Genomic DNA, 12907 nt, shown 5'->3' on the forward strand with positions numbered 1-12907 from the left:
TATCTCAACGTCAAAACTCGCTGTTTTTTTGATCTAAAATCATTTTTCCCATCTGGTTTAACTACCTCTTTAGAAATAGAAAGATCCAAGTCACACATTAGCAAAGGCCTTGAAGATTTTAACGGCATGTTAGGTTAGCCTTTCCTTGGGGAATTCTATTTCCAGCATCAACTTAAGTCGCCTCTAGTGACCAAAAACACAGACATAGAATCTGTCGGATCTAGAACATAAAAACTTAAGCAATGCCAAACCTATGCAGGGAAAAAAATGATGAACGCACAAAAATCTAAAATCGCACTGCTGCTGGCAGCAAGTGCAGTCACTATGGCCTTAACGGGTTGTGGTGGCAGCGATGGTAAAGATGGTAATCCTGGCGAACCTGGTGGTGAACCTGCACCAGCGATTCAAACCCTTAATTTTACCTTTAACAAATCAGTTGTGACCAACGGTGTGCCTAGTGTTGAATTCACCGTCACCAACGAAGATGACTTACCTGTGATTGGTCTGCAAAAAATGCGCTTTGCAGCAGCACAGTTGCTCCCCCAGGGTGCTACGGGTGCAGGCGATGCCTCACAGTGGCAATACTTTGGCGATGAAACCTGTGATCTTGCCGCCACTTGCCCAGGTACTTTTGTTGACCAGAAAAACGGTCACTACAGCTATACCTTCAAAATGAACCTGACCGCAAACGCTAAGGTCACCTACAATGCACAATTAGCCCAACGTGTGTTAATTCGTGCCTATAACACCCCATTACTCGATGGTACTCCGGTTCCAAATAGTAATGCCTTTGTCGACTTCACTGCCGATACGGGTGCAACCCCGACATACAGCCGCAAAATTGTTGCCACAGAAAGCTGTAACACTTGCCACCAAGACTTAGCCAATGTGAAACACGGTGGTGCTTACTCCGATGTAAACTACTGTGCGACTTGCCACACGGCAGGCAAAGTGGGCGTAGGTAAAGAATTTAACGTTCTGGTCCACGCTAAACACAAAGACTTAACCTTAGGTTCATTAGAAAGCTGCCAAAGCTGTCATACACAAGATGACGCCGCGCCAGATTGGAGCAATTGGTCTCGTATTCCAACTGCCGCAACTTGTGGAAGTTGTCATACCGCCGTCGATTTCGCTGCGGGTAACGGCCACTCACAACAGCTCGACAACTCCAACTGTATCGCCTGCCATAACAGCGATTGGACGACTGAACTTCACACTGGCAAGACTGCGGATAAAAAAGCAGTTATCGCTCAGTTAGGTATGTCAGCCACACTGGCTGGTCAAGCCGATGACACGGCAGTATTGACCGTATCTATCCTTGATCAAAACGGTCAAGCCATGGATGCCGCAGCGGTTCAAGGTAAGATCAAACGCCTAGAAACCATCACCAACGTCGGCCCTAACTTCCCCATCATGGGTTACAACAAGAGCCCAGGTAGTGGTGCTGCGAAAATCGCAAAAGACTTAGTTAAAGATGGTGTACTGCAAGAAGGTGTAACCTTAGTTGACGGTAAGTTCGTCTTCACCACACCTGCACTGCCCTTTGGTGCTGGCGATACCGACACAGCCTTTACCTTTATCGGTTTAGAAATGTGTAATACAGGCACCACACTAACGGCATGTACGACTGATAGCGCAACCACGAGTATGAAAGCGGACTTAGTCTTTGGTACTAAATCCGGCAATGCCCCAAGCATGCGCCATGTAAATTCGGTTAACTTCAGCACTTGCCAAGGTTGTCACAGTGATACCTTCGAGCTTCACAAAGGTCACCATTCAGGCTTTGTGATGACAGAACAACTATCACACACTAAAGATGCCAATGGTAACCCCATAGTCGGTGTCGACGCTTGTGTAGCCTGTCATACTCCTGACGGCACCTATGCGAGCGGTGCAAATAAAGGTGGTTTCGAAATGAAACTGCACATTGTTCACGGTGAGCAAGGCGTGATCAAAGAATGTACTCAGTGCCATAACGACTTCAACCTAGATGCATTCAAGGTTAAAGGTGCACTGGCAACTTCAGCGGGTAAATACACCACCCCAATTACCGCTACTTGTACTTCTTGCCATGCGCCAGAATCTATCGGCCACGGCCTAGAAAATATGGGTGCGATTGTGAATGGCGACTATGTTCAAGCGAACCAAGCGGCGCAGTCAGAAACCTGTTTCTACTGTCACAAACCCACACCAACAGATCACACTCAAGTGAAAATGTAATTTGCCCAAGCAGGGGGAGTTCGCTCCCCCTTTCTTGAATGTTGTTGGGACAAATTGGGAAGCCTATTATGAAGAACAGCCACAAAATGAAAAACCTACTGCCGGCATTAATGATGTCCGCAGTTATGGCATTAGCCATCGCACCGAGCGCTCACGCCTCCAAGTGGGATGAAAAAATGACCCCTGAGCAAGTTGAAGCGACCTTAGATAAGAAGTTTGCCGAAGGCAACTACTCCCCTAAAGGCGCAGATTCTTGCATCATGTGCCATAAAAAATCTGAAAAAGTGATGGACCTTTTCAAAGGTGTCCACGGCACCATTGACTCCTCTAAGAGCCCAATGGCTGGCCTGCAATGTGAGGCGTGCCACGGCCCTATGGGTCAGCACAACAAGGGCGGCAACGAGCCGATGATCACTTTCGGTAAGCAATCAACCTTAAGTGCCGACAAGCAAAACAGCGTGTGTATGAGCTGTCACCAAGACGATAAACGCATGTCTTGGAATGGCGGTCACCATGACAACGCCGATGTTGCTTGTGCCTCTTGTCACCAAGTGCACGTTGCTAAAGATCCAGTGTTATCAAAAAACACTGAAATGGAAGTCTGTACCAGCTGCCATACCAAGCAAAAAGCGGATATGAACAAACGCTCAAGTCACCCACTCAAATGGGCGCAAATGACCTGTAGCGATTGCCATAATCCCCATGGGAGCATGACAGATTCCGATCTTAACAAACCTAGCGTTAATGATACCTGTTACTCCTGCCACGCCGAAAAACGCGGCCCAAAATTGTGGGAGCATGCACCCGTCACTGAGAATTGTGTCACCTGCCATAATCCTCACGGTAGTGTGAATGATGCCATGCTAAAAACCCGCGCACCGCAGCTGTGTCAGCAATGTCACGCCAGTGATGGCCATGCCAGCAACGCTTACTTAGGTAATACTGGTTTAGGTTCAAATGTTGGTGACAATGCCTTTACGGGTGGAAGAAGCTGCTTAAACTGCCATAGTCAGGTCCATGGTTCTAACCATCCATCTGGCAAGCTATTACAGCGCTAAGGAGACGAGAAAATGAAATTTAAACTCAATTTGATCACTCTGGCGTTATTGGCAAACACAGGTTTTGCAGTGGCAGCAGATGGTTATGGCATCAGTAATGCCAATACCGACAAAGTCAAACTCTCCGCTTGGAGCTGTAAAGGCTGCGTCGTAGAAACCGGCACATCCGGCACCGTTGGTGTGGGTGTAGGTTATAACAGTGAAGACGATATTCGCTCCGCCAATGCCTTTGGTACATCCAATGAAGTGGCGGGTAAACTCGACGCCGATTTAAGCTACAAAGGGGAAAAAGGTTACCGTGCCAGTGTTGAAGCCTATCAACTTGGCATGGATGGCGGCCGCTTAGATGTGAATGCGGGCAAACAAGGCCAGTACAATATCAATGTTAACTACCGCCAAATTGCCACCTATGACAGCAACAGCGCCCTAACGCCCTACTCAGGTGTGGGTAGCGACCATTTGACCCTGCCCGATAACTGGATTACCGCAGGTTCGAGCGGCCAAATGCCACTATTGATGGATAGCCTGAACTCTCTGGAGCTATCACTCAAGCGCGAACGTACAGGTTTAGGCTTTGAGTACCAAGGCGAATCCCTGTGGAGCACCTATGTAAATTATATGCGTGAAGAAAAAACCGGTTTAAAACAAACCTCAGGCAGTTTCTTCAACCAATCGATGATGCTCGCCGAACCTGTGGATTACACCACAGATACCATAGAGGCTGGCGTTAAGCTTAAAGGCGATCGTTGGTTCACCGCACTTAACTACAATGGCTCTATTTTCAAAAACGAATATAACCAGCTCAATTTTGACAGCGTATTCAACCCAACCTTTGGTGCCCAAACCTCAGGTGCTATCGCCCTTGACCCAGACAACCAGTCACACACAGTGACATTAATGGGTCAATATAACGACAGCACTAATGTGTTATCGGGCCGCATACTGGCTGGGCAAATGAGCCAAGATCAAGCCTTAGTCACCTCTGGCTATGGTTATCAAGTGCCCACAGAAGCCGTTGATGCCAAAGTGGATCTGCTCGGGATGAACCTCAAAGTCGTCAGTAAAGTGAGCAAAGATCTTCGCTTATCAGGTAGTTACGATTACCACGACCGCGATAACAACACCCAAATCGAAGAATGGACCCAGATCAGCGTCAATAATGTCAACGGTAAGGTGGCCTATAACACCCCTTACGATAATCGCAGTCAACGCTTCAAAGTGGCCGCAGATTACCGTATTACCCAAGGCATGAAGCTAGACGGTGGTTATGATTTCAAACGTGACGAACGTGATTATCAAGACCGTGAAACCACGGATGAGAACACAGTGTGGGCACGTTTTAGAGTCAACAGCTTCGAGATGTGGGACATGTGGGTTAAGGGCAGCTACGGCAAACGTGATGGCTCTGAATATCAAGCTTCTGAGTGGACATCTTCCGAAACCAACAGTTTGTTACGTAAGTACAACCTAGCGGATCGTGACAGAACCCAAGTAGAAGCCCGCGTCACTCATACGCCGATTGACAGCCTGACCCTCGACTTCGGTGCCCGTTACGCACTCGATGATTATACCGATACTGTGATTGGTTTAACTGAGTCAAAAGACACCAGTTATGATGCCAATATCAGCTATATGATCACCGCAGACTTACTGGCAACGGCCTTCTACAACCACCAAACCATTGAATCTGAACAGGCGGGAAGCAGCAGTTACAGCACCCCAACTTGGACAGGTTTCATTGAGGATAAAGTGGACGTCCTTGGCGCAGGTATCAGCTACAACAACCTGCTCGAGAACAAGTTACGTTTAGGACTGGATTACACTTATTCAGACTCCGACAGTAACACCCAAGTTAGACAAGGTATCACAGGCGACTATGGCGATTATTTTGCCAAAGTACATAACATTAACTTATATGCTCAATATCAAGCCACCGACAAAATGGCGCTGCGCTTGGATTACAAAGTTGAGAACTATAAGGACAATGACGCCGCCAATGATATCGCCGTCGATGGGATCTGGAACGTCGTAGGCTTTGGTAGCAATAGCCATGACTACACGGCACAGATGATCATGCTCAGTATGAGTTACAAACTCTAGCGCACGGTTCGCTGTCATCCAAAAGCCCGCTGCTGCGGGCTTTTGTTTATATGTATTTTAAGGATTGTGGCAATACATGCGGCAGTACAAAAGCCAAATTCTTGAATAAGATCAGACTCTGGCGCGAAAATCCGCCCATAAAAAGCTTATTCCTTGAGTTTTAAGTCACTTTAGCGGATCTTAATTCAATCTTTTCGTTAATCGTCTAAAACCATGTTGAATCATTTTTCACACGCTCAAACTCAACGTTTGGCATCTATACCCGCATTACTCGGGCTAAGTTTACTCCCAGTGCCCGCCATTGCCTTCGATCCCTCGGGTGGCACCGCCAGCCTATTTATCATTTTAGGCCTAGGTGGCTTTACCTTAATCAATCTTCTTTTACAGGGATTATTTTTCTTTGCCGGTCGCTATAGCAGCCACACATTTACCAAGCGCCATGTGTTCAGTGCCTTACTTGTGCCGCTGATTACCCTCGCCCTTGCCATTTATGATCACAGGGGCTGGAGCGATTTCGCCCTCAATGTCGGCATTATCTGCATAGGTACCGGTCTTATCCTGCTGCCACTGCAGCTCCATCAAATCAATAAAACCGTCCATGCAAAAGCCGACTGGATCCTTAGTCTTGGGGCATTAACGATTTTAGGCTTAAGCTATATCATTGCCCCGCTCGCACTTTTTACCATTATCGTTGCCCATATTGGCTTAGCCTCTACACCGAAACAAATGCCTAAACTATTAAATTATTTAGCTTTAGTGAGTGGCTATGGCCTATTTGGCTACTGGCTATACCAAACGCTAGTCATGTTCCAATCCTAACTGGCTTAACTATTCATTATGGTGAAACAAGCGCAAAAGCGACCGCCGGAACCAATAGGCTTAACCGCCATGGACACGCTATTGCTAAAAATCAGGGCCTGCACACTTTGTCAGGCCCATTTGCCTTTGCCAGCTAAACCTATTTTGCAAGCCAGTAGTCAAGCACGGATTTTAATTGCAGGCCAAGCGCCGGGCATTAAAACCCACCATAAAGGCATCCCCTTCGACGATGCCAGCGGTGAGCGGCTACGCAATTGGCTAAATGTCACTCGGGAGCAATTTTACGATCCAGCCCTATTTGCCATAGTGCCAATGGGGTTTTGTTTTCCGGGAAGCATAGAGAAAAACGGTAAGAAGCAAGGCGATAAAGCGCCTCGCCCCGAATGCGCCGCCACTTGGCATAGGCAACTACTGGCGCTGATGCCACAAATAGAATTAGTCGTGATCCTCGGCCAATACGCCATCGATTACCACTTAACCGCTCATCGGATGGATACCGCCGCTTTAGATACCCAGACAAAAATAAGTCCTGATGCCACTCCCAATACTCAAGCAAAAGCAAAGGCAAAGAGCATCACAGTGACAGAGGCAACGGCGCAGTGGCAGCAATATTGGCCCAAGTTTATGGTTTTGCCACACCCTAGCCCACGCAATAACCTCTGGCTTAAGCAGCACCCCGAATTTGAACGCGATATGCTGCCAAGGCTGAGGCAAAGGATCGCAACATTGCTCGAGGTTTCACATCCCCCATCAAACTAAAAAGCCCCGAGTTAATTGCTCGAGGCTTTAGTTTTAGGGAGATTCAAATCAGTGCATTACTGACAAGTCACTCCAACGGATGAAAAGGCGGAAGTCACATCGGCAACCGAGTAACCATAATCACTTGCCGCAGTTTGCACACCACAGGCGGCCTGATTAAAGTTTGATGTTGGATTCCAATACAGCTGATTTGCTAATACAAAGACATCGAACGCTTTACGGGTATTCCAGCCACTTTTGCTCGCTAACAAATAGAATGCTTTGTTATACACACCGGATGAGTAATGCACATCCATACTGCTGGTATAATCGGCAGCATCACCGATAGAGCGCCCATCCAGAGGCGGATTATCCATATAACGTAGCGCCCCCGAGCTTTTAACTATGTCATAGCCCACCTTCCAATCGTTACTGCCGCGCATATAATACTCAGCCGCTTCACCAGCAATATCCGAGAAAGCCTCATTGATACCACCGGACTGACCACTGTAATTCAACCCTGAGTTTTGCTCGGTAAACCCATGGCTCACCTCGTGGGCCGACACATCTAAGCTCACCAAGGGATAGAAATAACTGGCTCCATCGCCAAAGGACATGGCTGCCCCATCCCAGAAGGCGTTTTCATAATTGCGGCCATAATGCACTCGCATTTCTAGCTGGAAACTCAATGGCGCTGTGTTATACCAATCCTTATACATGTTGAAAATGACCCCACCAAAGTAGTGGGCATCATTGAGCGGCGAATAGGCACCATTAGTCACTTTGTAGGTATTTTCAGGACATGCAAACGAATAAACTGTGCCACGGCGTGTCGCATTCGCCATATTAACTGTCTTCACATTGGTATTTTGCATAGTGCAAACACCATTAGACTCACTTACCTTTAGATAGCCATAATCACTGCCGTAGTAATAATCACCGATTTTAGCATTGCCACCAGGGCCGGTAGCATCAAAAGGAATGCTGGTACCGCCACCCGAGCCACCACCGCCAGGTTTGCCGCCCTTCGCGGTCATGATCTCGTTCCAATGCCTTAATACCTCACCGGTTTGTGCATCGACAAAACCCGTAGGGCGCAAGAGAGTGTCATTTTGATCACTCAAATAAGAAACGCGATAAACCAGTCTAGGAATTGAATCTTCCATTAAAATGACCAGTTCCACCTCTTTTTTACCCGAGGCTGCCGAACCCGGATATAGCTTATTCAGCGCCGCAATTGCCTGACCTTGAGTGATCCCCGCCTCCACCGAAAAATCATCCCCAATTTGCGCGACTTCACCCATGGCGGTTTGTGTTAAGCCATCATGGCTCACAACCAAATGATGCCCGTAGACCAAGACACCATTGTAATATTGCTGTTCTTTAGTTTTTTTCTGCCCGCGGGCCGTAGTAATAGCCTTGGTTTCTTTAAAACTATGCCCTTGGCTTAATCCCGCCGCAGACTGAAGCGATTGACCATGATTAACTTTTATTTCGACTGCTTGTGCTTGAAAGCTGCTCGCTATGCAAATAGCCAGAGCCGAAGGTAAGGTATAGATCTTCATTTTCATGTCCTTTGTCATTTTCCGGTACTGGATAAACGGCGCTCAGCGGATACAAAGTGTCAGAAATAAAACGAGCTCACAAACGACTTCGTTACACCACAGTTAATAATTTAACAATATTGATACAGCTTGATTATAGAAGATTATAAAAACGCCTGCTTTTTTAAAGGCGCTTGCTATTGGCTTAGTTATCAGTAAATCTAGCCACGCAATATTTATTAATAGATTGAAATCTAAGGTTAGTTATGTACGTTTTAGATCAGCAAATCGCCAAACAAATTGTGAGTCGAACGATGAAAATTATCGGCCACAATATCAATGTGATGAACGGCCAAGGGGTTATCCTAGGTTCAGGCGATCCTAAACGTATTGGTTCTACCCACGAAGGTGCACTGCTGGCCATTGCACAAAATCGCAATGTGGAAATCAGCCAGCAAGTTGCCTCTGGGCTGCATGGCGTTAAGCCCGGCATCAATTTACCCCTGCATTATCAAGGACAAATCATTGGTGTTATCGGCATTACTGGCGATCCCAGTGAGTTAACCCATTACGGCGAGTTGCTCAAAATGACCGCCGAAATGATTGTCGAACAAGCCAACCTGCAGGATCAATTGCAGTGGGAGAACCGCCAGCGGGAAGAATTTATTCTGCAGCTTATCAAGGCGCAAACCGCTGACGATGAGCAGCTATATCGCTGGGCTAAACAACTCGATATTGATATCAGCCTGCCACGGGTGGCGGCCATTATTGAGGTCAGTGAAAAGCACCGACATTCCCTTGTCGAGGTCAGTAGCCCTTTTAATGGGTTAAGCAATGCAGAGCAAAGCATTGATGGACAAAATCCCCGCGTCAGCGAAACCCTAAAGCAAGTGTTACATCTACTGCAAAACCCGGATCGCGGTAACTTAATCGCCATGACATCTATGTCGCAGTTAGTGATCTTAAAACCGGCTTTTTTAGATGGCAAACAATGGGATCCTGAGCTTGAAAACCAGCGCATCGATAAGTTACTGCAACGTTTACCCGCCCAGATGGATTTAAACTTTAAGATTGCCCTAGGCCATTTTTTCCCCGAAAAAGGCGGTATCGCGCGCTCTTACCAAACAGCACAGGAAACCTTGAGCCTAGGTAAACAACTCCACCCCGGAGGCACTAAATACCTATTCGAAGATTATTCCCTGCAAGTGTTACTCGCAGGGCTTAAACATGACTGGCGTGGTCAGGCGCTGGCAACGCCCTATCAGCAACTCGCCAAGGCGGATAAAAACGGCCAGTTACGCAAAACCTTAGCCGCCTATATCACCCATTTTGGTGATGCGCAGCAATGTGCTAATGCCTTGTTTATTCACCGTAATACCTTAAGGTATCGCCTTGATAAAATTCAGCAGCTCACTAAAACAGATATCCAATCCCTGCACGGGCTATTGAGCCTGTATCTGGGGCAATTGATTGATACTTCGACTCGCTCAACTTAACGCCAAAATGGCTTAACCATTGACACGAACAGCTCAAAAACACACTAGCAGCTGACGGCGGTGGCGTTATTTCTGCACCATTGAGTAAAATTTGACATTAATTAACAGATCGATTGAAAGATTTATACCGTATCCCCTTTCCTATCGTTTCATAAGGTATCGCGTCTATATTCTAGAACGCTCGATTCAGTCCATCGAAAGGAATTGCTATGAACCCAATCAAACTGACTTTACTCGCCAAGGCTTGCCTTATTAGCGGCATTGCACTGACTTCGCCGACATTAATCGCCGCCGAGAAAACCATTCCCGAACTGGTCGATGCCGTCAATGGCACACCCGATGCGGCCAGTCGCGAAGCGGCTAAAAAGGTTAAACTGCGTAATCACACTAAGGGATTTTGTACTTCGGGCAGTTTTAAACCCGATCCACAATTACAACAAACCTTGGCGATTCCACTTTTTAATCAAGATGTTATTAAGGTGACAGCCCGCTTTTCCCTTGGCGGTACTAACCCTCAGATTTCTGATAAAACCCCAGGGCGCTTTATGTCGCTCAAAATTGATGGCGATAAAGAAAACCTTAACTTTGTCACCACTAACGTCCCCGTTTTCTTCGCCAGTAATCTAGAAGACTTTTTTACCTTTCAGACCAAAGTGAAACAGGGCGCTGAAGGTAAACAATGGCTTATTGACAATCAACCCAGCGCCAAAGCCTTTTTTGATTATGTAAAACAGCTGCCTCCCAGTCCAAGTTTTGCCAACAGTCGCTACTATGGCGTAAATAGCTTCCTGTTTAGCACCGCAAAAAACGCTGAACAACAGGGTGAAATGGTTGCGGGTAAATGGATTTTTGAACCCGTTGCAGGCACTGCGGCGTTATCCGCCAGCGAACTGGCTAATCTTAGTGACGATTTTTTAAAAGCCGAATTACTCGAGCGCATTAAAACCCAGCCGGCACAATGGAACTTGTATATTCAACTCGCCGAAACGGGTGATGAGATTAATGACCCAACGGTTATCTGGCCTGAGACTCGTCGGCGTTTACTGGTAGGCCAAGTGGTGATTAACGGTGAGCGAGACAGCGATCCCCAAGTTCAACAATGCGATAAAGGTATTTTCAACCCGCTGTTATTACCTAAGGGTATTGCCCCATCGGCCGATCCGATACTCAATGCCCGCACCGCTGCCTATGTAGAATCCTTTATTCGTCGTCAATAAAGACGATGAGCTAAACCCAATTATTCCTTTTTAACGTTGGCAAATGAGTCTATTTGCCAACGCCTCTCGACAAGATTATCCCTATAAAATTCGAATTCAGCCGAAGATTTTTGTGCGTGGGCACAAAAATCACCCATCACAATGCGGTAATTCCGTGGTTTTAGCCAAAGCTATTCAATCCGCAGTATTCAATAATAAGCTGACCTTAGAGCAGTTTTCATTTGGACTCAGGCCCAAATCAACACTGCGCCCTACAATATCCGTCAAAACTCACTAAAGAAACTTACTCAAAAACTTCAGCCAAGAACTGAACGGGACAAACTATGAACTTAGTGCTTATTCTTATCGGCGTGATTGCATTTATTGTTATCGCGACCTCAAAATTTAAACTCCATCCCTTTTTAACCTTGATTCTGGCCGCCTTTATCGCGGCCTTCGCCTATGGCTTACCGAGCGGTGAAATAGCCAAAACCATTACCACGGGCTTTGGCAATATTTTAGGTTATATCGGGCTTGTAATTGTGCTCGGGACTATTATCGGGATTATTCTCGAAAAGAGTGGCGCCGCCATTACCATGGCCGACGTAGTGATCAAACTATTGGGTAAACGCTTCCCGACGCTCACTATGTCGATTATCGGTTACCTCGTTTCGATCCCCGTATTCTGTGACTCGGGCTTTGTGATCTTAAACTCTCTTAAACAATCCATGGCGAACCGCATGAAGGTCTCCAGCGTCTCCATGAGTGTTGCCTTAGCCACAGGGCTTTACGCTACACACACCTTTGTGCCGCCAACACCTGGCCCTATCGCCGCCGCGGGTAACTTAGGTTTAGAGTCTAATTTAGGTTTAGTGATCGGCGTGGGCCTATTTGTCGCCGCCGTTGCCTCCTTAGCGGGCATGTTATGGGCGAACCGTTTTGCCGATGTTGAACCCGATGGTGAAGGCGCAGAGGAGCTAAAAGCACAGGCCAATGACTATGAAACCCTAAAGAAAAGCTATGGCACTCTGCCCAGCCCACTCAAAGCCTTCGCGCCGATTTTTGTGCCTATCGTATTAATTTGTTTAGGTTCTATCGCTAACTTCCCCTCAGCGCCTTTGGGTAAAGAAGGGTTGTTTGACGCGCTCGTGTTCCTCGGCCAACCCGTTAATGCCCTGATGATTGGCTTATTTTTATCCCTGCTGCTGTTAAAGGGTGAGAATAAAATCAGTGAATTTAGCGAGCGCATTAGCCAAGGCTTAGTCGCGGCGGCGCCGATTATTTTGATCACAGGTGCAGGCGGCGCCTTTGGTGCAGTCTTAAAAGCCACACCTATTGGTGACTTTTTAGGCACTTCACTGTCGGCACTCGGGGTCGGTATCTTTATGCCCTTTATCGTTGCCGCGGCGCTTAAATCAGCCCAAGGCTCATCCACTGTGGCCTTAGTTGCGACCTCGGCGCTGGTTGCGCCTATGCTGGGCGATATTGGCCTTGGTAGCGATATGGGCCGAGTATTAACGGTAATGGCGATTGGTGCTGGCGCTATGACAGTTTCCCACGCCAATGACAGCTTCTTCTGGGTCGTGGCCCAATTTAGCCGCATGAGCGTCAAGCAAGCCTATAAAGCACAAACTATGGCGACGCTGATCCAAGGTGTTACCGCCATGGTGACTGTGTATGTGCTGAGCTTAGTCTTGCTCTAATATTGTTTTGACCTTGATTTGATTCTGTGTCCT

9 protein-coding genes are annotated in these 12907 nt (G+C 47.2%); 8 read left to right on the forward strand and 1 reads right to left on the reverse strand.

The window, feature by feature from the left end; translation table 11 throughout:
• The first annotated feature begins 267 nt into the window (after positions 1–267).
• The 5 genes from MJO46_RS04960 (at position 268) to MJO46_RS04980 (ending at position 6956) form a co-directional block, all read left to right on the forward strand.
• Positions 268–2220: an OmcA/MtrC family decaheme c-type cytochrome gene (locus MJO46_RS04960; RefSeq protein ID WP_253988359.1), complete on the forward strand. Its 1953-nt coding sequence runs from the start codon at positions 268–270 to the stop codon at positions 2218–2220.
• A gap of 68 nt (positions 2221–2288) precedes the next feature.
• The gene (gene mtrA / locus MJO46_RS04965; RefSeq protein ID WP_253988360.1) at positions 2289–3278 is read left to right on the forward strand and encodes a decaheme c-type cytochrome MtrA; all 990 of its coding nucleotides are present in this window, start codon (positions 2289–2291) and stop codon (positions 3276–3278) included.
• Between the two features lie 12 nt (positions 3279–3290).
• Entirely contained in the window at positions 3291–5378 is a 2088-nt protein-coding gene (locus MJO46_RS04970) for an MtrB/PioB family decaheme-associated outer membrane protein (RefSeq protein WP_253988361.1), read from the forward strand.
• Between the two features lie 213 nt (positions 5379–5591).
• A complete protein-coding gene (locus MJO46_RS04975; RefSeq protein ID WP_253988362.1) occupies positions 5592–6197 on the forward strand; it encodes a hypothetical protein in 606 nt (201 codons plus the stop codon).
• 69 nt (positions 6198–6266) lie between these two features.
• The gene (locus MJO46_RS04980; RefSeq protein ID WP_253988363.1) at positions 6267–6956 is read left to right on the forward strand and encodes a uracil-DNA glycosylase family protein; all 690 of its coding nucleotides are present in this window, start codon (positions 6267–6269) and stop codon (positions 6954–6956) included.
• Positions 6957–7012: 56 nt separating this feature from the next.
• Here the strand turns inward: MJO46_RS04980 and MJO46_RS04985 are convergent, their stop codons facing one another.
• Complete coding sequence (locus MJO46_RS04985) at positions 7013–8500, reverse strand: M4 family metallopeptidase (protein WP_253988364.1); 1488 nt, start codon at positions 8498–8500, stop codon at positions 7013–7015.
• Between the two features lie 245 nt (positions 8501–8745).
• Between MJO46_RS04985 and MJO46_RS04990 the strand changes: the two genes are divergently transcribed.
• The 3 genes from MJO46_RS04990 (at position 8746) to MJO46_RS05000 (ending at position 12874) form a co-directional block, all read left to right on the forward strand.
• The gene (locus MJO46_RS04990) at positions 8746–9975 is read left to right on the forward strand and encodes a sugar diacid recognition domain-containing protein (protein WP_253988365.1); all 1230 of its coding nucleotides are present in this window, start codon (positions 8746–8748) and stop codon (positions 9973–9975) included.
• 209 nt (positions 9976–10184) lie between these two features.
• Entirely contained in the window at positions 10185–11192 is a 1008-nt protein-coding gene (locus MJO46_RS04995) for a catalase family peroxidase (RefSeq protein ID WP_253988366.1), read from the forward strand.
• A 323-nt stretch (positions 11193–11515) separates the two neighbouring features.
• Positions 11516–12874, forward strand: coding sequence for a GntP family permease (locus MJO46_RS05000; protein WP_253988367.1), 1359 nt, complete (start codon positions 11516–11518; stop codon positions 12872–12874).
• Positions 12875–12907: the final 33 nt, after the last annotated feature.

The organism is Shewanella sp. KJ2020 (assembly GCF_024197625.1).
Classification (GTDB): domain Bacteria; phylum Pseudomonadota; class Gammaproteobacteria; order Enterobacterales; family Shewanellaceae; genus Shewanella.